Genomic DNA, 20,804 nt, shown 5'->3' with positions numbered 1-20,804 from the left:
TGACAGGTTGAAACCGTGCGTGCCGAACAGACAATCGATCGGGAACTGACGCAGCGGTCCTCCACGGCCCGTCGCCCCCGGTATCGCATCGTGGTGGTGGAGGATGAGGCGCTCATCGCCCTCGGCCTTGAGCAAATCCTCCTGCTTCAGGGGCACGAGGTCTGCGCCGTGGCGTCGTCGGTGGATGAGGCGGTCGACGCCGTGGACCGCCACCGCCCCGATCTGGTGCTGATGGACGTCATGCTGCGCGGCGGCGGCGATGGCGTGGAGGCGGCGGATCGCATCTGGAAGCGCTTCGGCATCCGCAGCCTGTTCACCAGCGCCGTCGACGCCAACATCCTGCGCAGCCGCGCCCCTTCCGTCTCCCTGGGCTTCATCACCAAGCCCTATCGTCCTGAGGATTTCCAGCGCAGCCTGGGCGCCTTGAGCCTCGCCTGACGGTCTGACCAACCGTAACGCTGGCAGAGCCAACGGCCGCGCGGTATGACGGCGCCATGCCGCCCATCGACCAGACCGCCCTTCCCATCGATGCCGTGCTGCCGGACCTGTTGCGGGTGCTGGCGGACACGCCCAACGCCGTGCTGCAGGCCGCCCCCGGCGCCGGCAAGACCACGCGCGTTCCCCTGGCCTTGCTGGACCAGCCCTGGCTGGCCGGCCAGAAGATCATCATGCTGGAACCCCGGCGCCTGGCCGCCCGCGCCGCCGCCAAGCGCATGGCCGACACCCTGGGCGAAGCGGTGGGGGAGACGGTGGGCTATCGCGTCCGCCTGGACACCCGCGTGGGCCCCCGCACCCGCATCGAGGTGGTGACCGAAGGCCTGTTTCTGCGCCAACTGCAGGGCGACCCGTCGCTGGACGGCGTGGGCGCCGTGCTGTTCGACGAATTCCATGAACGCAGCCTGGACGCCGACCTGGCGCTGGCCTTCTGCCTGCAGGCCCAGGGCCTGCTGCGCGAGGACGTGCGCCTGCTGGTCATGTCCGCCACCCTGGACGGGGCCGCGGTGGCCACGCTGCTGGCCACTGGGGAAAGGATCGCCGCCCCCCTGGTGTCCAGCGAAGGCCGCGCCTTCCCGGTGGAGACGCGCTGGGTCGAGCCGGCGCCCACCGACCGGCTGGAGACGGCGGTGGCGCGCGTGGTCAAGCGGGCGCTGGCCGATGAGCCGGGCAGCGCCCTGGTCTTCCTGCCGGGGACGGGCGAAATCCGGCGCACGGAAAAGGCCCTGGCCGACCTCGGCCTGCCCCGCGACGTGGTGATTGCCCCGCTGTACGGCGACCTGGCGCTGGACCAGCAGGAGGCCGCCATACGCCCGGCGCCGGTGGGCCAGCGCAAGGTCGTGCTGGCCACGGCCATCGCCGAAACCAGCCTGACCATCGACGGTATCCGCATCGTGGTCGATGCCGGCCAGGCCCGCCTGGGCCGCTTCGACCCCGGCAGCGGCATGAACCGGCTGGAAACCGCCCGCGTCTCGCGCGCGTCCGCCGACCAGCGCCGGGGCCGCGCCGGCCGCCTGGAGCCGGGCGTCTGCTATCGCCTGTGGAGCGAGCAGGCGGACCGCGCGCTGGCGCCCTACGCCCCGCCCGAAATCCTGCGCGCCGACCTGGCGCCCCTGGCGCTGGAGTTGGCGGCCTGGGGTGTCGATGACGTGACCGCCCTGCCCTGGCTGGACCTGCCGCCGGCGGCCCCCCTGGCCCAGGCCCGCACGCTGCTGGGCCAACTGGGCGCCCTCGGCGCCGACGGCAAGATCACCCCCCACGGCCGCCGCATGGCGGCGCTGGGCATGCATCCGCGCCTGGCCCACATGGTGCTGGTGGGCATGGATTTGGGCATGGGCGCCGCCGCCGCCCATCTGGCGGCGCTGCTGGAGGAGCGCGACCCCCTGCGCGGCATTTCCCGGGACGCCGACCTGCGCCGCCGGTTGGACCTGCTGTCCGGCCAGGACAGCGGCATGGCCGACCGCAACGCCCTGCGCCAGATCCGGGAAAGCGCGCGCCAAACCATGCGCCAGCTGCGCATCACCGACCGCAGCTTCACCGGCGAGGATGCCGGCCGCCTGCTGGCGCTGGCCTATCCCGACCGGCTGGCGCAAAAGCGCCCCGGCGGCCAAGGGCAATACCGCCTGGCCAACGGCAAGGGCGCCGTGCTGGACACCGCCGACGCCCTGTCGCGCCAGGACTGGCTGGCGGTCGGCGACCTGGACGGCGACACGCGCGAGGCCCGCATCTACCTGGCGGCCCCCATCACGCGGGAGGAGATCGAGGAGGTCTATGCCGACCGCATCGTGACGGAAGAGCTGGTGAGCTGGGACGGGCGCGACCAGGCCGTGCTGGCCCGCCGGCGCCGCCGGCTGTTCGGCCTGGTGCTGAAGGACGAGGCGCTGAGCCAGCCCTCGCCCGAGGCCATGGCCGCCGCCATGATGGCCGGCATCCGCGAGATGGGCCTGGCCGCCCTGCCCTGGACCAAAGCGCTGGAGGGATGGCGGGAACGGGTGCGCTTCCTGCACCGCTCCGGCGGCCAGAACACCTGGCCCGACCTGTCGGACGAGGCGTTGCTGGCCAACCTGGACAGCTGGCTCGCCCCCTATCTGGCGGGCATCAGCCGCGCCGGCCACCTGCAGCGCCTGGACCTGCACAGTGCGCTGACCGCCATGCTGGACTGGTCGCAGGGCCAGGAGCTGGAGCGCCAGGCGCCCACTCATATAGACGTGCCCAGCGGGTCGCGCCTGCCCATCGACTATTCCGGCGAAATCCCCACCCTGGCGGTGCGCCTGCAGGAGCTGTTCGGCCTGGCCCAGACGCCGAGCGTGGCCGGCGTGCCCGTGCTGCTGCACCTGCTGTCCCCGGCCCACCGGCCCATCCAGGTCACCCGCGACCTCGCCTCCTTCTGGGCCAACACCTATCGGGACGTGAAGAAGGACCTGGCGGGGCGCTACCCCCGCCATTACTGGCCCGACAACCCGCTGGAGGCGGAACCGACGGCCCGGGCCAAGCGGCGCGGGACGTGACGGGGCACACGGGTCAGTACTTCGTCGTGACGGTGAACAGGAACTGCCGCGGCGCCGACCGCATGAACGTCTGGTAATCGCCAGACACGGCGTAACCGCCGATGCCCACGGACCCGATGTTGTGCCGGTCCGTCAGGTTGTTGACGCTGAGGCGGAATGTCAGGTCCGGCAGGGTGTTCCCCTGGGGGAGATGATAGGCCACATAGGCGTTCATCTCCCAATAATCGGGCACATAGATGTCGTTGGTGTAGGTGAACGGGTTGTCCAGATAGACGGTGCTGGTGACGCCGGTTTCAAACCCGTCATACCGCGCCGTAACCTGGGTGATGAGGGACACGCCGGGATAGCCCGGTTGATAATGGCCCTTCAGCGGACTGGTGCCGTCCGGCATCGTCAGGTCGGACTCATAGCGCAACTTGCTGACCGACACCGACTGGGACAGCGTCAGCCACGACGCCGGTTTGGCGCTGACGGTCGCGTCCCCGCCCACCAGGCTGGACCGGGACACGATGCCCACGGTGCGCACCGGGTTGAACTGCGGCCCGCTGGTGCCGTTCAGCAGACGGTCGAGGACGATGCCGTAGTAGGCGTCGACGGTCAGGCTGAGATCGCCGAAGTCATGATAGGCGCCGACGGTGAAGTTCCAGTCCCGCTCCGGCTTCAGCAGGGCGCGCGCCGCGTCGAAGATGTCCTGGCTGTCCGCCGCCCAGGCGGAGGAGACAGGGCCGATGTTGCCGCGCGACGACACGCGGTAACCGATCATGCTTTCCCCCATATCGGCGTAGATCGAGGTGTCGGGGTCCGGACGCCAGTCGACCGACAGATGCGGCAGGAAGGAATCGCGCGCGCTCAACGTTCCGTTCGGCGCCTGGTCGGGGCCGACGCCGCCGCCGCTGGTCGTGAAATCCACGGCCTTGATGCCGCCCTTGATCGTCACCGTCTCCGACGGCTTGTAGACATCCTGCACATAGATCTGCCGGGAATCGGTGCTCCAGCGGGAGTCGTTCGCGGTCTGGAAGGCCGGGCCGTAGGTATCGTACGGCCCGATGGCCTTCAGCGGGGCGCCCTGCCCCGGCAACGGCTGGTTATACCAGGCGAATTGCGAGGTGGACGTCCCCCGCTCGATCCACAGGCCGGCGGAAAGGGTGTGGGCGCCCCAGTCATAGGACAGGTTGGCTGTGCCCCCGAAGCGCTGGGGGCGGGTTCGCCAGACCTGCGAAGAGAACGGGGCGCCGGTCTGCGACGGAGTGGTGACGTCCGCGATTTCGATGTTGGAGTCGCTGACGGCGCCATAGGCCATGACGCTGCCTGACAGCGCGTCCGACAGGCGGAAATTGTGCGTCAGGTTGCCCACGAAATCGTCGGTGGCCTGCCCGGTGTCATAGGGGACCAGCGATGCCAATTCCCCGCAGGTATAGGCCCCGCACGACGCGTTGGCGTTCTGGGGTGACGCCACAAAGACCGCCCGTGCGTAGTTGGGGTAGAGGATGTCGGTCCCGTTCCAGCCAAGCTTGGACAACATATCGAACGACGTATTGTTGTATCCCCAGATCTCCGCGCGGGAGTAGGAGAAGAACGCGGTAAAATCGCCCCATGGCACGTCCTGAACCACCTTGGCGTTGGCGTGCAGCATGTATTGCGTGCCCGCATCCGTGTATTTGTCCTTGGAAATCCGCTCGACGCCCAGCAGGACACGGGGACCGTCGTCGCCGATCCGCCCGGTCTGCCCCGTGACGCTGGTGACCAGGGTGTTGTTGCTGCCATAGCCCTGGGTCACGCTCAGCGACGGCTTGGTGTCGGGATCGATCAGCGCATAGCGCATTTCGCCGCCATCCACCGAGTTCGAGAACGTGTCCACGCCGGCGGACCCGGGGGCGACCTTGATGCTGCCGATATCATCGGTCACGCCGATGTTCAGCGGCGCCGTCCCGGTGACGCTGCCATAGCTGCCGTCATTGAGCGGAATGCCCTCGAAGGTGATCGCCAGCTCGTTCTGGCGGAACCCCCGGACCAATAGGAAACCGTCCGAAAGGTCCAGGCCATAGGCGTCGGTCGAGGTGAAGGTCACCCCGGGCAGGTTCTTCACCAGGGCCAGGGCGCTGGTGCCGGCCATGGCGTCGGCCCAGTCGTTGCTGTTCAGCACGAACTGGTTGGGCCCCACCGGCGCGGTGGTCCCATCGGTGGCACTTCCCCGGCGCGCCACGACGACGATCTCCATCTCCTCGACCGGCGCGTCCCCGGACGCGGTGGCCGGTTCCTGGGCCAGCGCCGGTGAAGAAAAGCCGCCAAGAATAAGGGCAAGCGCGGACGCCCGCAGGCTGCCCGCCATACCCGGCGGCGACACGCGGGAGCGGGGAAAAAGTTCACAGAGGGTCATGATGTTCCAATCTGGCCGTGCGGAAACCTGCCCTTCGCCAATATTCGAAGGGCGCTCCGTCTGTTTGTTTTGTTTTCAAAAGTTGGGATAAATACCGGGCGTTCCCAGCATTGTTTATGGCTAACGCCTGCAGGTTCCCTGCCGTTCGACCCATGCGTGGATCGCCTGGTAGCGGCGGTCGACCCAATCCAGGCCCAACCGCTTGAGGTGCCCTTTCGGCAGGACGGCAAGGAGGAAGGTCTCGATCTGCCAGAGCGCCCAGAGTTGAAGGCGAAGCCGCAGCGGCAGGGCATGGTGGGGGTGGGGGCAGGTCATTTGAGTACCCTTCCCTTACTTTCGCCGGGCGCGGGGAAACAGACGGCCCGTCCGATGCAACGGACGCCGTCGTCCCGGTCCGCGGCCACAGGGCCCCGATTTGCGGGATGGGCGCATCCAGCCCGATGGCCGCCTCCAGGATTTTCAGGAAGATCAGGGCGACGGCGATGAAGAGGTAGCCGCGCAGCACCCCCATCCACAGCCGGGTCATGCCCGTCATCTTGGGCGGCGGCAGTTGGTCCAGCGGCGGCATGCGCCACGTCCGGCGCCGGGCCGGCGCCATCGCCTGGAAACGGCGGTCGACATCATGCCCCATCAGGCCGTTCCGCCCGACATGGCGCCGCACATGGGGGGCCAGCGCAGCCAGGCCCACCAAGCCCAGCATGACGCCGCCGGCGAGGATTTTCAGGATGATGACGGCACCGATATCCGGGAAGACGGTGGCCACCGTCAGGATGATGGACAGCAACACCAGGACCCAGATCACCAGGCCGGTGAAGAGGTTGCGCCACGTCCCGTTGCACCAGGGGCCCAGCACCGCCCGGTCGTTGCACAGCAACAGCAGGAACACGGTGGCGCTGGGAAGCAGGACCCCCGCCAGGGCCTGGACGGCGTTGGTCAGGAAGCCCAGGAAGGCATCGCTGGAGAACGCCACCAGCCCGGCGGCGATGGCGATGAGCGCGCCATACGCCACGTAGAAGCCCGTCGCGTCGGTGATCTTGCGGTGCAGGGAGTGGCGGACCCGGAAGACGTCGGCGATGGCGTAGGAGGACGCCAGGGAAACCGCGGCGGCGCCGATGAGGCAGGCATCCAGCAGGGCGATGGCGAAGAACGCCGCCGGGACGGGCCCGACATAGTCATGCAACGCGACGAGGACGCCGCCCGTCTCCGAGAAATGCCCGAACTCGGGCTTGCCGGCGAACAAGGCCGCGCAAAACGCCATCATCGCGACGGCGCCGATGATCACCAGGCCGATCCCGATCCAGAGATCGACCTTGGCATAGGTGGTGAACGCCGGCGTGATGCGCTTGTCGATGATATAGCTTTGCTGGAAAAACAGCTGCCAGGGTGCGATGGTCGTGCCGACAATGGCGATGATCAGCAGCATGACCGTCGCCATGTCGGAATGCGCCGGCCACTGCGGCACGAACAGGCCGTGGGCGATCTCGCCAATGGGGGGATGCACAGCGAAAAGCACGGGCAGCAGAAGCAGGCTGCCGGCCACCAGGACCAGGGCAAAGCGCTCGAACTGCTTGAAGCTGCCCGTGCTGACGGCGCCGATGATGAGTACGGACGCGGCGATGAGGCCCGGGACTTTCGGCAGGCCGAAATACTGCAGCACGAAGGTGATGCCGATGAATTCGGTGACGATGGTCAGCGCGTTCAACAACACCAGGTCGATGATGCTGAACGCCCCCCAGAATTTGCCGAAGCGGTCGAAGATCAGCCGGGCATGGCCGACACCTGTCACCGCCCCCAGCCGCGCCACCATCTCCTGGTTCACGTACAGCACGGGGATCAGCAGGATCAGCGTCCACAACAGGGTGAGGCCATAATTCTGCCCCGCCTGGGTATAGGTGCCGAAGGCGCCGGCGTCGTTGTCGCCGACCATGACGATCAGCCCCGGGCCGATGATGGCCAACAGGGTGAGCAACCGGGCCCGCCAGGTCTTGCGGACGGCAGTGTCGCCGCGCCGGATCGTGCCGAACGCGCCCTGGATGTCGCCGATGTGGGCGGCATCCAGCACCGCCGGCGCGCTTGACGCCAGCTCGATCTGCTCCAGCGCGGTGGGGGAATGGCCGGAAAAATCCGACGCCGCAGGGCCGTGGTCGCGGCGGGGGACACGGTGGTTCATGGTTTCAGACCTCCCCAACGACGCAAGGCCGCCTGGCCTGCGTCTCGGCCAGACCAACGATAGTCGCGCGGCACCGCTTTTCGGCGCCGGCCGACAACAACACGATCAATGAGTTCATGATTTCATTCCTGGGACCGCCCCCAGCGGGGGGCTGGACGCGGCCAGCGGCGCGCGCGCCCACACGCCTCAAAGGGCATGTACCCCATGAGTCGGCAAGCAACGGCGGAGCCTGTCGCGATGGCCTCTGATCAGGCGGATTTCGGGTATGGAAGCGCCGGGGCGGGGTCACTCGGCGGTGGCACCGCCCCGGCCATCAGCCACGCGGTGGGGCGCCGCGCGGTGATGTCTCAGCCCTGAGCCTGGGCGCCCCAGTCGGAGACGGGGCGGCCATTCGGGCCCATTTTCCAACGCAGGCAGAGTTTCGGCCGCTGGCACTGAAAGCCAGTCGGGGCCAGGGAGTGCGCCAGCGCCAGCGGCGCAAACGGACGAGCGGACACGGTGGACGCCCGGCGGGCGTCGAAGTCGAGAAAAGCGGCCATGGCCACCTCCATGAGGTCAAGCGGTTGCTCGAACCCGGGGCGGCCTGGCGCAACAATGCCGGCGTCGAGGCGCTGGCGCTGCTACGGTGACAGGGCGATCCCCGGGACGATCCACCCCTGTGAAGTGCCGACGGCAGGCGTGCGCCTACTATCGCCCTCCAGGGGGTCGGTGCTAGATCGCGGGTTCATGTGATCCCTTACGGTGCAGGACGGCCCCAGCCTGGAAGAGGCGGGAGCACGCGGCGGCGGCCCTATGACCATCGCGGCGCACCCCAGTCATAATTAATTCACCGCGTATATTACAAGTATACGCGGGTATGTCGGCCGCGCCGATCCGATGTCGCTTGGCAGACGAACTCATTGTTTTTGAATGGATTAGTGGGTGCCTTGCTTGGCCCGCCCCCTTCAACCGGCCCGTCGCGGACGAGGAATGCCTTTCCCTCATGCATGTAATCGCGCCACCTGCGGGACCGACTGCAGTATCATCGCAGAGATCGTTGATGAGCGCATGCGGGCCCAAATGACCATCCCCAACGAACAGCGCCCTTCATCGGGCGGCTTCTGGAATACCAAGAAGAACAAGATCCTGGGATCGGCCATCATCCCTGCCATCGCCGTGATCATAACGGCCGCCGTCTTTATAATAGACACCATTACCCCTTATGAGATTTCGGCGGCCACATTTTATGTGGTGGTGGTCCTGCTCTCGTCGATTTTCTGCAGGACAACCGGCGTTTTGTCGGTGTCGGCGATTTGCTCCACACTGACAGTGGTCAGTTTCATTTTGACGCCCGACGGTAATTACCGGAGCGGCATCGCCAACACGTCGATCAGCCTGTTGGCGATCGGGGCCACGACCTATCTGGCGATCCGGATCGAGACGGCGCGTCTGTTGACCGAGAGGGCGCAAGCCGACCTCGCCCACATGGCCCGCGTGACCACCTTGGGTGAAATGGCCGCGTCCATCGCGCACGAGGTCAACCAGCCCCTGGCGGCCATCATCACCAACGCCAACGCCTGCACCCGCTGGCTGCGCGCCACGCCCCCCAATCTTGAGAAGATCGGCGAGTCCATCGCAAGCATCGTCGATGACGCGGAACGGGCCAGCGACATCATCCGGCGCGTCCGCGCGCTGGCCACCCGTGGGGAACTGAAGAAGGCCCGGGTAGGGATCAACGACGTGATCCAGGATGTGGTGGCCCTGATGCAATCCCGCCTGCGGGAGGACCAGGTGACGGTGCGCACCAACCTGGCCGAGGACCTGCCCCCCATCTTCGGCGATCACGTCCAACTGCAACAGGTCGTGCTCAACCTGCTAACGAATGCCGTGGACGCGATCAACGCGGCCCCGGGGAGCAAGCGCGAAATCAGGATCGAGTCCTCGACGCGCGACAAGGACGATGTCCTGGTCAGGGTCGAGGACGACGGGATCGGCATCGCCCCGGGCGGCATGGGCACCCTGTTCGACGCCTTCAAATCAACCAAGCAGGGCGGCATGGGCATAGGGCTTTCCATATGCCGCTCCATCATTGAAAGCCATGGCGGCGCCATCTGGGCGACGCCCAACAGAACAGCCGGCGCGACCTTCCATTTCACCGTGCCCGGCGAGAGGAAGAAGACACCATGACCGCCCCTCAATCGTCCCTCGAAGCCAAAGGCGCCATCATCGTCGTTGATGACGATCCCTCCGTGCGCAAGGCACTGACCAACCTATTCAACTCCCTCGACCTGCCAGTCCACGCCTTCGCCTCGACGCAGGAATTCCTGGATTGGCCCCTGCCCGGCATGCCGCTGTGCCTGGTGCTGGACATCCGGATGCCCGGCCAGAACGGCCTGGATTTCCAGGAGGCTTTCGCACCGGCGCATGAGGAAATCCCGGTGGTGTTCATCACCGGCCATGGCGACATCCCCATGTCCGTCCGCGCCATGAAGGCCGGTGCCATCGAGTTCCTGACCAAGCCGTTCAAGGAACAGGACTTGCTGGACGCGATCTATGCGGGCTTGGCGAAAAGCGCGGCCCGCCGGGCGGAAAAGGCCAAGGTTTCGGACGTGTATGGCCGCTACCAAAGCCTGTCGCCGCGCCAGCGGCAGGTCATGGACATGATCCTGAAGGGACAATTGTCCAAGCAGATCGCGGCCACGCTGAACCTGAGTGAAATCACCGTGAAGATCTGCCGCGCGCAACTCATGCGCAAGATGGAGGCGACATCCCTGCTGGAGTTGGGCCGCATGGCGGAGAAGATCCAGGGTGTGGCCAAGCCGCCTCCCCAGGAATGACCCGGCGCGTGAAGCCCGCCCGGCTCTAGTCTCCGCCCCCTCAGGCCCGCCCAGCTTAGGCCCGCCCAGTTCAGGCCCGCCAGGACTCGACCACGGCGCGCGCCACGGCGGCGATGAAGGCGTCCGCCGTCTCCCGTGGGCCGCGAACGCTGGCGACATAGACGGCCACGGCGTACCGGCGGCCGTCGGGCGCCGTCATCAGGCCCACATCGTTGTTGGCCAGCGTCACGCCCTCGACAGAGGGGCCGGCGCCCGGCTTGTGCGCCACCGCCCAGCCGGCACCCAGGCCCGCCTTCAGGCGATGGGGCTGGGTCGTCGTCTGGTCCAGGATGTCCAGCAAACGACGGGTGCTGGCGGGGCTCAGCAGGTCGCCCTTGTTCAGCCGTTCCAGCAGCACGGCCATGCCCGCGGGCGTGGCCGTGTCGCGGGGATCGCCCAGGTACGCGTCCCGCTTGGCGATGCGGGTGGCCGTGGGCACGGCCTCGGCGGCGGCCTGGAACGCCGCCGGCTCCCGGTAGGCGTCCGTCCAGGTCAGGCCCAGGATGTCGCTTTGCAGGTGACGTTCGTCCCGGTCCACACGGATGCCGTCCAGCCCCCGGGCATTCAGGGCCGCCTGCACCGTCGCCGGACCGCCGATCAGGCGCAGCACCGTGTCGGCGGCGATGTTGTCGCTGTCCGCCACCATGCGGACCATAAGGTCCCCCAGCGTGGTGGTCCAACCGGCGGGCGTGATGTTCTTGGCCAGGGGCTGCCAATAGACGGACCGATCCTCTGGGTAGAGCGTGACCTTGTGGTCGAGGTCCATGGCCCCCTTGTCCACCAGGTCCAAGAGGGCGATGGCGACGGTCAGCTTGAACACGCTTTGCTCGGGGAAGCGCTGGTCCGCCCTGATCCCGGCCACGGCACCCGTGGCCGGATCACGCACCGCGACACCGGCCCGTCCCGGGAAATCATGGGCGAGCCGGTCCAGGCGGGCCTGAAGGCCGCGCATGTCCAGCGTTCCGGCGGCGGCCGAGGACAGGGTGACCGCAAGGGTGAAGAACGCGGCGCAAGCCGCACCCAGGAGCGGTTTGCGCATCGCGTCAGACCTTGGTGGTCAGGTCTGTCAGCTTGCTCAGCAGGTAATCCAGGTCATCGCTGGCCATTTCCTCGAACTGGGTGAGGATGCGCTCCAGCATCTTGCGGCGATGGCGCTCCAGGTCATGCTCCCCGCCATCGAATTCCGTCTCGCTGGCGACGTCCAGCGCCACCTTGATGGCCGGATAGATGGACTGCGGCATGCCGGTGCGGTCGAACAGCGCCTTCATGCCCAGCTTGCCGGCGTCATGGATCAGCATGCGGGCGTTGGGCGTGGGGATGCGGGCCAACTGCGCCAGCGCCACCTCGAAAAAGGCGACGTCGCCCATGCACAGCGACCGCAGCAGCAGTGACGGCGACAGACGGCCGTTGCGGTAGAGCTGCTCCACCAGCGTTTCCAGCTGGGCGTCGGTGGCGACACCCACCAGCCCGTAGGTCGCCTTCTCCCGGCCTTGCAGGACGATGTCGCTGGCCACGTCGGCCGGCAGCTCATGCCGTTCCACCAGCCGTTCGCGCAGCTGTTCCGACACCATGGTCACCAGCCGCTCGGCGATGGTGACCGGCAGGCTGCCCCGCTCGATCAGGGGGGCGTGGACGGCGTCGCTCTTGGGGAAACGGTTCAGCACGCGGGTCAGCGCGGCCTCCGTCACCCGGGCGGCCTCGTTGCCCATGAGGGTGGCGACGGCGGTTTCCGCCCCCGTTTCCACCAGCACGTCGGCCACGCCCTCGGACACCTCGGGCCGCTTGGCCACGGCCGATTGTTTCGCGTCCGATCCGGTCTTGATCAGCTCGATCAGATCGGCGTCGGTCAGGACCGCCGAGACCTCGATGAAGGGCAGCGACACCTCCTCCACGTCGCGCGCCAGTTGCAGCGCCACGTCGCGGGGAATCGCGGGATAGGTCTTCAGGCTTTCCGACAGGGCGGACCGGACACGCACGGCGGCGTCCCGGGCCATCAGGCGGACGATGTCCTCGGCCAAGGCCCGCTCGGACGGGGAAAGCTGGTCGGCGCCGAACTGGGCGGCGACCTTGGTGGCCATTTCGGCCCGTGTCGTGGCGGATGGATCGGCCAAAAGCCGTTGCACATCCTGATGCGTCAAGGTCTCGGACATTGGCAGGGCAACCCGCTCCCTTCGCTACCGGCCGGCCACCTGGCTTGTCATCGCCTCCCGCCGACGATATCGCGCGACAGGAATGGAGGGCGCCAGGTTTCGCCACAATTAGGTGTCCCCGATGGGCACCGGGTCACCACTGTCATTAATAATACAGCCTTCCCCATCTTGGCCAACGCCATTTGGGTGATATTCTGCGCCTTGTCCCGGGTGTCCTCCTCCCAGGCGCCCCCCTTGGGTATGTCAGGCCGGATCGGTGGCGGCGGACTGCCGCCGGTTCCGGCGGCGCAGCGCACGCTCCAGGTCCTGGATGCGCGCCTCCACGTCGACCAGACGCTCGGAGGTCACCTCCAAGCCGCGGTCGTCATAGACGTAACTGCCCGGGTGGTCCGCCTGCCAACGGGCGACCGTCGCGTCCCGCTCCCGCAAAAGTTCAGCGATTTCATCGCGGTACAGGCTGACCAGCGCCGTGATCCAACGGTTGAGCGGCCAGGATGGCCGCGCGTGGTCGATCTGGAACCCCTCCAGCATGCGCACGACGTCATCGGCGGCATACCAGGTTTCCCCCGTCACCCACCGGTTGGTGGTGAACAGCCGCGTCACCCGGCCCATGCCATCGACGGAAATGCCCACGAGATGGCTGAGGGCGCCATTGCCGTCGGTGTCCGGCTGCAGATCCGGCAGGGGGGCGGGCACCACGCCGTCGGGCATGCCCAACGGCCGCATGAAGGTGTGAAAGTGCCCGACCTCCTCCCCAACCAGCTCCGACTCCGGGTGGGCGTGGAAGTAGTATTGCGCGTGGTATTCGCTGTCGTAAACGTCGCCGGGCGGATGGTGCTGCCACGGAACGAACGGCGGCACGGCGTCCTGCATCGCCTCGCTCAGCACCGTGTCGCCGGTCTTGGCCAACACCCGGGCGCACAGCGCCACCTCGCGCGCCGCCTCGACCAGGCGCGCCAAGGTATCGGAGGGGAGGCCGTCGATGATGGAAGCGCCGCTGTCGGCCCCACGAAGGAAGGGCATGGGGCTGGTCCCTTCCCGCGTCAGACGCCGCCGCCGGCGCGCCGTCCGGGCTGCAAGGCCCATTCGGCCACCTGGCGGGCCAGCATGTGGAAGGCCTCATCATACGCGGCCAGCACGGCGGTGAAGCCCGTGCCCTTGGCCGGCACCCTGATCTCGAAGCCCTGGCTTTCCTGGATGGTGCGGCGGGGCAAGGTCACCATCTTGCACTCCACCCGGACATGGACGGTCGGCACGTCCTCCACGGTCGAGTGGGGATATTCGGCCTGGAAGTCGCGGATGTCGGTCAGCAGCACATAATCGGCGCGCAGGCCCGAGCCCTCGCGCGCGACCCCCGTGATCCGGCCGGAATATTCGAAGGACTCGATCAGCAGGCCCTGCAGCATTTCCGGCAGCGGGTCCTGCCACTCGGCGTCGAAATAGCCGAAGCCGGCCTCCATCTGCCGCAGCGGGACCCGGCTGGTGTTGAGGACGGAGGTGGTGACCGGCACGCCCACGAGCAACTGCCACCCCACCGGCGGGGCGGGCGAGAACTCCCGCGCCGCCGTCAGGCGCACCACATGCGGCGGGCTTTCGAAGATGGAGCAGGCCGGCAGCGCCCCCAGCGCCAGGCCACCGCCCACCAGCCCCATGCCGCGCGACAGCAGGCGGCGGCGCGTCAACGCCCCGCGCGCGCCCGTCAACGCCCCCTTACCGGCCCCCCTCATTTCACCTCCACGCCACGCTGCCGGCCACCGAAGAGGAAGCCGGACGGATCGTTCTCAATGCGGTTGGTCACCCGCGACAGATTATTGCTGAGCGTGCGCAGGTCGCCGATGAGCTGGGTCAAGTCGTACAGACCGCTGGAGGTGAAGTCGCGGATGGGACCACGATTCTCCTCCACCATGCCGCGCAGCTGTTCCACCGTCTGGTTCAGGTTGCGGGTTAGGACCTTCACGTCCTCCGCCGACTGGTTCAGGTTGCCGCTGATGCGCTTGGCGTCGCTGCCCACCGTGTTCACGGTGGCGCGGGTATCAGTCAGCAGCGCCTCAGTCTGCTGACTGATCTGGCGCACGCTGCCCCGCAGCTCATTCACCAGGTGGCCGGCGTCCTGCACCGTGCCGTTGGCGGCACCGGCGGTGGAGGCCAGGTTGGCCAGCATGGAGGCGAAGGCCTTCTGGTTGTCGGGCGTCATGAAGCCCGCCAGGCTGTCCGACAGCTTGATCAGGTTTTCCAGCAGGTGCGGCGCCTCCTGCAACAGGGAGGCGATGTTGCTGGGGCGCGAGGGGATGACCGGGACGTCCACGTTGTTCTGCGTCTCGCGCAGCAGCGGCGCCTCCTGGCTGCCGCCGGCGATCTCGACATAGACGCCGCCGGTGACGCCCACCGGCTCCAGCGAGGCCACGGCGTCGGACTTGATGGGGGTGTCCTTGGGCACCTCCACCTTCACCTCGATGCGCTCCACATTGCCGGGGTCGATGCGGATGTCGGTGACCCGCCCCACCGCCACGCCGCGATAGCGCACGGGGCTGCCCGCCACCAGCCCGGTGACCGAGCCGGAGAAATAGATGCGATACGGTGTCGACGCCTTGTCGAACTGGACTTTCGCCAGCCAGACGATGGCGATGAACAGGGCCGCCGTCAGTGCCAGGATGAAGCCGCCGACGAGCGCGTAGCTGGCGCGCGTTTCCATGAGTTTCAGTCCCCAACTGCTCAGCGTTTCACGGCCGCGCGTCCGCGTGGGCCATGGAAGTAGTCATGGATCCAGGGATGCGTGTCCGCCAGCAACATGTCAATGGTTCCCACCGTCATCTTACGGTCGACCAGCACCGCAATGCGATCACAAATGGCATAAAGGCTGTCAAGATCGTGGGTTACCATGACGACGGTCAGCCCCAGGCTGCGTTGCAGGGTACCGATCAGCTCGTCGAAGGCGGCGGCGCCGATGGGGTCCAGACCCGCCGTCGGTTCATCCAGGAACAGGATTTCCGGGTCCAGCGCCAGGGCGCGGGCTAGGCCGGCGCGCTTGCGCATACCACCCGAAAGCTGGGACGGGTATTTGGAGCAGCTGTCCGGCGGCAGGCCCACCATGGAAATCTTGATGCGGGCCAGTTCCTGGATCAGGCCGGCGTCCAGGTGGGTGTGTTCCTTCAGCGCCACCATGACGTTTTCCGCCACGGTCATGGAGCTGAACAGCGCGCCGTCCTGGAACAGGACGCCCCAGCGGCTCTGGATGCGGCGTCGGGCGGCGCTGTCGGCCGTCCACATATTGGTGCCCAGCACCTCCACCCGGCCGGCGGTGGGACGCAGCAGGCCGATGATCTCCTTCAGCAGCACCGACTTGCCGGTGCCGGAGCCGCCGACGACGCCCATGACCTCGCCCCGCCGCACCTCCAGGTCCACGCCATCATGCACCGTCTGGCGGCCGAAGCGCGTGACCAGGCCGTGCACCCGGATGACGGGCTCGGCATTGTTCCCCACCGCCATGTCCGTCGGAGCGTCCTGGATCATCGCCGCCCTCATATCTTGAGGTAGGAAAAGAGGATGGAGAACAGCGCGTCGAGCACAATCACCAGGAAGATGGACTCGACCACCGAGCGGGTGGTCAGCTTACCCACGCTTTCGGCGCTGCCGGTCACGTTCAGGCCTTCGAAACAGCCGACCAGCGAAATCACCATGGCGAAGACCGGCGCCTTGATCAGGCCCACCAGCAGGGTGGTCGGGTTGACGGCCACCTGCAATTGCCGCAGGAACTGGCCCAGCGTGATGTCCAGCGTGGCATAGGACATGACGGCGCCGCCGAACAGGCCCACCACATCGGCGTAGAAGCTGACCAGCGGCAGGGCCACGAACAGGGCCGCCAGCCGGGGCAGCACCAGCATCTCGATGGGGTCCAGCCCCAGCACCTGCATGGCGTCCACCTCCTGGTTCACCTTCATGGTGCCGATCTGCGCCGTAAAGGCGGAGCCGGAGCGGCCGGCCACGATGATGGAGGTGATCAGGACCCCCAGCTCGCGCAGGATACCGATGCCCAACAGGTTGACGACGAAGATCTCCGCGCCGAATCGCCGCAGCTGATCGGCGCTTTGGTAGGCCAGCACCACGCCGATCAGGAAAGTCAGCAGGCCGATGATGGGCAGGGCGTTCAGGCCCACCTGTTCCAGGTGGAAAAAGAAGGCCGTCCAGCGGAAGCGGCGCGGATCGCGCGCCACCCGGGCGATGGTGAGGAAAACCAGCCCGAAGAAGCTCAACAGCTGATACGCGTCCTGCGCCAGGCTGAAGGCGCCCTTACCCACCCGCTCCAGCAAATCATGGAAGGGATGGAAGGGCGTGCTGACATCGGGGTGGCGCACCACGGCGCGGCGAACGTCACGCAGCAGGGTGCACTGGGCGGAGGTGGCCCCCACCACGGCCACCGTCTCGCCCTCCGCCCGCAGGCGCTCGATCAGGCGGTCCAGCACCAGGGCGCCGGCGGTGTCCATGCCCGACAAGCCCGACAGGTCCAGTAGGACCTGGCCCGGCTTGCGTTCCGGCTTCAGGCGGGTCAGCGCCGTGTCCAGCTGTTCCGCCGCCGCCAGGTCCCAGCGGCCCTGGGCCGCGAGCAGCCAGTGGTCGCCGTCCCATGCCGTCCTGATTACGCCGATGCCTGCCGCCGCCATCTTACCCCTTGCCGCCCCCGCGGGGTGGCTTTCCGGCGGCCCCCGCCCCCATCCTGTCGGGGGCGCCGGGCGGCCTTGCTCGTCCTTCACTTGACAGAAAGGCCCGTCGCGGGTCAACAGCAGCGGCCGCGAGGTGGCCATCCGGATCATCCGGACGGCGGCGGCACGGCTTGGCGCTGGCATGCCAGACCAGCCTCCCCTATGATTTCGCGCCCCGGGACCGGGGCGTCTCCGTTTCCCCCGAGGCCTTTCCCCATGGATCTCAAAAGCCACATCCGCGGCGTCCCGGACTATCCCAAGCCCGGCATCCTGTTCTACGACATCTCGCCGCTGCTGGCGCACGCCGACGCCTGGGCCGTCGCCATGGGCCGCATGGCCCGCCTGATCCAGGACACCGGCGTCGATTTCATCGTGGGCATCGAGTCCCGGGGCTTCCTGATGGCCGCCCCCCTGGCGCTGAAACTGGGCCTGGGCTTCGCCATGGTACGCAAGAAGGGCAAGCTGCCAGGCGACGTGGTGCGCCATTCCTATGACCTGGAATACGGCAGCGACACCGTGGAAATCCAGGCCGACCTGGTGAAGCCCGGCCAGCGCGTGGTGGTGGTGGACGACCTGCTGGCCACCGGCGGCACCATGAACGCCGCCATCAAACTGCTGCGCGACGTCGGCGCCGACGTGCGCGCCGCCGCCTTCCTGATCGAGTTGGACTTCCTGGAAGGCCGCAAGAAGCTGGATGTGCCGGTTTTGTCTTTGCTGAATTACGACAAGTAATTCAGCGGGTTCCTAAAACTTCGGCGCCCCCGGTCGGGGTTCACCAAGGGCATGAGGCTCCTCATGCCCTTGGGGCGTCTCAAGGATGCCCCGCCTCGCTGTCGTGCCAGCGCCGAAGCGCCAGGCGCTGCACCAGGGACAGTACGGCGAAAAGGGCGATGCCCAGCAGGGACAGCAGCGCCAGGGCGGCGAACATACGCGGGGTGTTCAGGCGGTTGCTGGCGTCCACGATGCGCCAGGCCAGGCCGCTGCCCGTGCCCGACCCCGCCACGAACTCCGCCACCACCGCGCCGATGAGCGCCAGGCCGCCCGAGATCTTCATGCCCGCCAACAGGTAGGGCAAGGCCGACGGCAGCTCCAGCCGCCACAGCACCTGCCACTTGCTGGCGCCATAGAGGCGGAACAGGTCGCGCAGGCCCGCGTCGGCGGAGCGCAGGCCCAGGGTGGTGTTGCCCAGGATAGGGAAGAAGGCGACGATCCAAGCCAGGATGAGCTGCGCCAAATCCACCCGCTCATACCCCACCCAGACCAGCAGCAGCGGGGCGATGGCCATCACCGGCGTCACCTGCAGGATGACGGCATAGGGATACAGGGCGGAGGCGAGCAGCGGCGACCGGGTGAACAGGATGGCCAGCGCCACCCCGCCCGCCACCGCCAGGGCGAAGGCTTGCAAGGTCACGGTGAGCGTGAACCACAGCGACAGGCCCAGCGTGTCAGGATCGGCCAGCAACGCCGCCACCACGGCGCTGGGCGGCGGCAGGACGAAGGCGGGAATGGCCAGCAGGCGCACGCCCCCCTCCCACGCGGCCAGGACGATGACGCCTAGAATCATGGGCGCCAGGCGACGCAGCGCGCTCATGCCGCAGTCTCCCCCGATGGATGGCTCGGCGAACGCATGGCATCGGCCAAGGCCAGGGAAACTTGGCGGCAGGCGGCGGCGTAGCGGGCGTCGGTGCGCAAAGCCTCATCCCGGGGATAGGGCAGGTCCAGCGGGATGTCGGCATGGATGCGGCCCGGCCGCGGGGCCATGACGATGGCGCGGCTGGCCAGATACACCCCCTCATAGACGCTGTGGGTGACGAACAGAACGGTGAAGCGCTGCTCCCCCCACAGGGCCAGCAGGTCGTCGTTCAGCTTCTGACGCGTGATCTCATCGAGCGCGGCGAACGGCTCATCCATCAGCAGCAGGCGCGGACGGGTGACGAGCGCGCGGGCGATGGAGGCGCGCATCTTCATGCCGCCCGACAGCTCACGCGGATAGGCCTGGGCGAAATCGGCCAGGCCCACCTGGGCCAGCAGGGCGGTGACGCGGGCGTCGGCCGCGGCGCGCGGCACCTTGGCCAGGTCCAGCGGCAGGCGGACATTGTCCTGGATGCGGGCCCAGGGCATCAGCGTCGGCTCCTGGAACACCATGCCGATCCCGCCGGCGGCCGGCGCCCGCGACCATCGGATGTCGCCGGCCGAGGGGGTCACCAGGCCGGCGACATGGCGCAGGATGGTGCTCTTGCCGCAGCCGCTGGCGCCGACGATGGCCAGGAACTCCCCTTCGCCCACGGTCATCGAGATGTCGGTCAGCGCCAGCGTCCCGTTGGGATAGCGCTTGCTGATGCCCCGCAATTCCAGGAATGGCGTTTCCAGAGAGGGTGCCGGGCCCTGCCCCATCGCGCGACCTCGCGTCATTGAAATACCGGAAAGATACCGGCCTTAACCTTTACCCGAGGGACGGGCCCGGGCGCCAGTGGTGGACGCCCCCCTTTTGCCAGACTGGGCTTGCCTCACCGGGCGGGGTAACCGATCATGGCGGGGTTTCCCGTGCGACGCACGGGTTGAACGGGGCGCCGAATCCCGCTACCTGATAAGGGTGGGCGGTTGGGCCGCCGGTTTGGCCCCCGTCTTGTTCGTTCCCAAGGAGATCCTGGTGACCCTGCCGATCCGCTTCGACGACGAAGAACCCGATAGCCCCGAGACCGCGCCGGAAGGCGGCAAGGAGGAAAAGGGCAAGGGCGCGCCCTTCTCACCCGTGGCGCAGAGCCTGTTCAAGAGCCGCACCATCCTGCTTTTCGGTGAGATCAACCAGAAGATCGCGGAAAGCACGGTCGCCCAGCTGTTCGCCATGGCGGCCGAGAGCGACGACCCCATCCGCCTGGTGATCAACTCCCAGGGCGGCCATGTCGAAAGCGGCGACAGCATCCACGACGTGCTGCAGTTCATCCGCCCGCGCGTCCTGGTCCTGGGCACCGGCTGGGTGGCCAGCGCCGGCGCCCACATCTTCCTCGGGGCGGCCAAGGAAAACCGTTACTGCCTGCCCAACACCCGTTTCCTGATCCATCAGCCCATGGGCGGGACCGGCGGCCAGGCCACCGACATCGCCATCGAGGCGCGTGAGATCGTGAAGATGCGCAAGCGTCTGAACACCATCATCGCCCGCGAAACCGGTCAGCCGCTGGAAAAGATCGAGCAGGATACCGACCGTAATTTCTGGATGTCGGCGGAAGAGGCCAAGGACTACGGCATCGTCACCCACATCATCAGCAAGGCCGACGATCTGAAGTAAGATCGCCATGCCTTGAGACGACGATCAAAGCCGCCCTCGCCCTCACCGGCGTCGGCGGCTTTTTTCATGGCCGTTCTCCCGCACTGAAAAACCACCCCATGACCGGGCCCGCTATGATGGTCCCCTGTCCATCCCCACCCAACAGCCCGCCAAGGGAGAAAGCGGTGGGACATGGCCACCCTGGTGAGCGGCCGGCTGTTTGATACCCCTGTGCCCGCGCGCCCTCGCCTGCCGGTGGTCCCCCTTTCCACCGACGAGGCTGCCGGG

At 67.5% G+C, this 20,804-nt stretch carries 17 protein-coding genes; 6 read left to right on the top strand and 11 right to left on the bottom strand.

Annotated features, from left to right (window positions below; genetic code table 11):
• Nucleotides 1-15: 15 nt before the first annotated feature.
• Together ULB03_RS11460 and hrpB are read left to right on the top strand one after the other, a co-directional pair.
• Nucleotides 16-438, top strand: a complete 423-nt coding sequence (locus ULB03_RS11460) for a response regulator (protein ID WP_322483241.1) — start codon at nt 16-18, stop codon at nt 436-438.
• Between the two features lie 56 nt (nt 439-494).
• A complete protein-coding gene (hrpB, locus tag ULB03_RS11455; RefSeq protein WP_322483240.1) occupies nt 495-3,002 on the top strand; it encodes an ATP-dependent helicase HrpB in 2,508 nt (835 codons plus the stop codon).
• A gap of 13 nt (nt 3,003-3,015) precedes the next feature.
• Here the strand turns inward: hrpB and ULB03_RS11450 are convergent, their stop codons facing one another.
• Together ULB03_RS11450 and ULB03_RS11445 are read right to left on the bottom strand one after the other, a co-directional pair.
• Nucleotides 3,016-5,379, bottom strand: coding sequence for a TonB-dependent receptor (locus ULB03_RS11450; RefSeq protein WP_322483239.1), 2,364 nt, complete (start codon nt 5,377-5,379; stop codon nt 3,016-3,018).
• The gene (locus ULB03_RS11445) at nt 5,366-7,549 is read right to left on the bottom strand and encodes an NRAMP family divalent metal transporter (protein ID WP_322483238.1); all 2,184 of its coding nucleotides are present in this window, start codon (nt 7,547-7,549) and stop codon (nt 5,366-5,368) included. The genes ULB03_RS11450 and ULB03_RS11445 overlap by 14 nt, the downstream gene beginning before the upstream one ends.
• A gap of 1,059 nt (nt 7,550-8,608) precedes the next feature.
• Between ULB03_RS11445 and ULB03_RS11440 the strand changes: the two genes are divergently transcribed.
• Together ULB03_RS11440 and ULB03_RS11435 are read left to right on the top strand one after the other, a co-directional pair.
• Nucleotides 8,609-9,715 (top strand): sensor histidine kinase, encoded by a 1,107-nt coding sequence (locus tag ULB03_RS11440; RefSeq protein WP_322483237.1) that lies wholly within the window; start codon nt 8,609-8,611, stop codon nt 9,713-9,715.
• The gene (locus tag ULB03_RS11435) at nt 9,712-10,365 is read left to right on the top strand and encodes a response regulator transcription factor (RefSeq protein ID WP_322483236.1); all 654 of its coding nucleotides are present in this window, start codon (nt 9,712-9,714) and stop codon (nt 10,363-10,365) included. The genes ULB03_RS11440 and ULB03_RS11435 overlap by 4 nt, the downstream gene beginning before the upstream one ends.
• Nucleotides 10,366-10,435: 70 nt before the next feature.
• Here ULB03_RS11435 and bla read toward each other — a convergent pair whose 3' ends face one another.
• The 7 genes from bla to ULB03_RS11400 form a co-directional block, all read right to left on the bottom strand.
• The gene (bla, locus tag ULB03_RS11430; RefSeq protein ID WP_322483235.1) at nt 10,436-11,443 is read right to left on the bottom strand and encodes a class A beta-lactamase; all 1,008 of its coding nucleotides are present in this window, start codon (nt 11,441-11,443) and stop codon (nt 10,436-10,438) included.
• Nucleotides 11,444-11,447: 4 nt separating this feature from the next.
• Complete coding sequence (gene spbR / locus ULB03_RS11425; RefSeq protein ID WP_322483234.1) at nt 11,448-12,554, bottom strand: SpbR family protein; 1,107 nt, start codon at nt 12,552-12,554, stop codon at nt 11,448-11,450.
• A 243-nt stretch (nt 12,555-12,797) separates the two neighbouring features.
• On the bottom strand, nt 12,798-13,577 hold the full coding sequence (locus ULB03_RS11420) for a DUF6969 family protein (RefSeq protein WP_322483233.1): 780 nt from the start codon (nt 13,575-13,577) through the stop codon (nt 12,798-12,800).
• Between the two features lie 20 nt (nt 13,578-13,597).
• Complete coding sequence (locus tag ULB03_RS11415) at nt 13,598-14,281, bottom strand: ABC-type transport auxiliary lipoprotein family protein (RefSeq protein ID WP_322483232.1); 684 nt, start codon at nt 14,279-14,281, stop codon at nt 13,598-13,600.
• On the bottom strand, nt 14,278-15,246 hold the full coding sequence (locus ULB03_RS11410; protein WP_322483231.1) for an MlaD family protein: 969 nt from the start codon (nt 15,244-15,246) through the stop codon (nt 14,278-14,280). The genes ULB03_RS11415 and ULB03_RS11410 overlap by 4 nt, the downstream gene beginning before the upstream one ends.
• A 20-nt stretch (nt 15,247-15,266) precedes the next feature.
• Entirely contained in the window at nt 15,267-16,064 is a 798-nt protein-coding gene (locus ULB03_RS11405; protein ID WP_322483230.1) for an ABC transporter ATP-binding protein, read from the bottom strand.
• 8 nt (nt 16,065-16,072) lie between these two features.
• On the bottom strand, nt 16,073-17,212 hold the full coding sequence (locus ULB03_RS11400) for an MlaE family lipid ABC transporter permease subunit (protein ID WP_322483229.1): 1,140 nt from the start codon (nt 17,210-17,212) through the stop codon (nt 16,073-16,075).
• A 255-nt stretch (nt 17,213-17,467) separates the two neighbouring features.
• On the opposite strand from ULB03_RS11400, the gene ULB03_RS11395 reads away from it, so the two are divergent.
• Nucleotides 17,468-17,983: an adenine phosphoribosyltransferase gene (locus ULB03_RS11395; RefSeq protein WP_322483228.1), complete on the top strand. Its 516-nt coding sequence runs from the start codon at nt 17,468-17,470 to the stop codon at nt 17,981-17,983.
• 79 nt (nt 17,984-18,062) lie between these two features.
• Here ULB03_RS11395 and ULB03_RS11390 read toward each other — a convergent pair whose 3' ends face one another.
• Together ULB03_RS11390 and ULB03_RS11385 are read right to left on the bottom strand one after the other, a co-directional pair.
• Nucleotides 18,063-18,842, bottom strand: coding sequence for an ABC transporter permease (locus ULB03_RS11390; RefSeq protein ID WP_322483227.1), 780 nt, complete (start codon nt 18,840-18,842; stop codon nt 18,063-18,065).
• Complete coding sequence (locus tag ULB03_RS11385; RefSeq protein ID WP_322483226.1) at nt 18,839-19,645, bottom strand: ABC transporter ATP-binding protein; 807 nt, start codon at nt 19,643-19,645, stop codon at nt 18,839-18,841. The genes ULB03_RS11390 and ULB03_RS11385 overlap by 4 nt, the downstream gene beginning before the upstream one ends.
• A 256-nt stretch (nt 19,646-19,901) precedes the next feature.
• Between ULB03_RS11385 and ULB03_RS11380 the strand changes: the two genes are divergently transcribed.
• On the top strand, nt 19,902-20,537 hold the full coding sequence (locus tag ULB03_RS11380) for an ATP-dependent Clp protease proteolytic subunit (protein ID WP_416211127.1): 636 nt from the start codon (nt 19,902-19,904) through the stop codon (nt 20,535-20,537).
• Nucleotides 20,538-20,804: the final 267 nt, after the last annotated feature.

Origin of the sequence: Nitrospirillum goiasense (genome assembly GCF_034427435.1) — a bacterium.
Classification (GTDB): Bacteria; Pseudomonadota; Alphaproteobacteria; order Azospirillales; family Azospirillaceae; genus Nitrospirillum.
This window is presented reverse-complemented; position numbering and strand designations above follow the sequence as displayed.

Excerpts from the sequence above, each read along its gene's own strand:
- ULB03_RS11390 (WP_322483227.1), bottom strand. The coding sequence starts at position 18,842 with ATGAGCGCGCTGCGTCGCCTGGCGCCCATGATTCTAGGCGTCATCGTC.
- ULB03_RS11400 (WP_322483229.1), bottom strand. The coding sequence starts at position 17,212 with ATGGCGGCGGCAGGCATCGGCGTAATCAGGACGGCATGGGACGGCGAC.
- hrpB (WP_322483240.1), top strand. The coding sequence starts at position 495 with ATGCCGCCCATCGACCAGACCGCCCTTCCCATCGATGCCGTGCTGCCG.
- ULB03_RS11440 (WP_322483237.1), top strand. The coding sequence starts at position 8,609 with ATGACCATCCCCAACGAACAGCGCCCTTCATCGGGCGGCTTCTGGAAT.
- ULB03_RS11385 (WP_322483226.1), bottom strand. The coding sequence starts at position 19,645 with ATGGGGCAGGGCCCGGCACCCTCTCTGGAAACGCCATTCCTGGAATTG.
- ULB03_RS11445 (WP_322483238.1), bottom strand. The coding sequence starts at position 7,549 with ATGAACCACCGTGTCCCCCGCCGCGACCACGGCCCTGCGGCGTCGGAT.
- spbR (WP_322483234.1), bottom strand. The coding sequence starts at position 12,554 with ATGTCCGAGACCTTGACGCATCAGGATGTGCAACGGCTTTTGGCCGAT.
- ULB03_RS11415 (WP_322483232.1), bottom strand. The coding sequence starts at position 14,281 with ATGAGGGGGGCCGGTAAGGGGGCGTTGACGGGCGCGCGCGGGGCGTTG.
- bla (WP_322483235.1), bottom strand. The coding sequence starts at position 11,443 with ATGCGCAAACCGCTCCTGGGTGCGGCTTGCGCCGCGTTCTTCACCCTT.
- ULB03_RS11420 (WP_322483233.1), bottom strand. The coding sequence starts at position 13,577 with ATGCCCTTCCTTCGTGGGGCCGACAGCGGCGCTTCCATCATCGACGGC.
- ULB03_RS11395 (WP_322483228.1), top strand. The coding sequence starts at position 17,468 with ATGGATCTCAAAAGCCACATCCGCGGCGTCCCGGACTATCCCAAGCCC.
- ULB03_RS11410 (WP_322483231.1), bottom strand. The coding sequence starts at position 15,246 with ATGGAAACGCGCGCCAGCTACGCGCTCGTCGGCGGCTTCATCCTGGCA.
- ULB03_RS11405 (WP_322483230.1), bottom strand. The coding sequence starts at position 16,064 with ATGATCCAGGACGCTCCGACGGACATGGCGGTGGGGAACAATGCCGAG.
- ULB03_RS11450 (WP_322483239.1), bottom strand. The coding sequence starts at position 5,379 with ATGACCCTCTGTGAACTTTTTCCCCGCTCCCGCGTGTCGCCGCCGGGT.
- ULB03_RS11435 (WP_322483236.1), top strand. The coding sequence starts at position 9,712 with ATGACCGCCCCTCAATCGTCCCTCGAAGCCAAAGGCGCCATCATCGTC.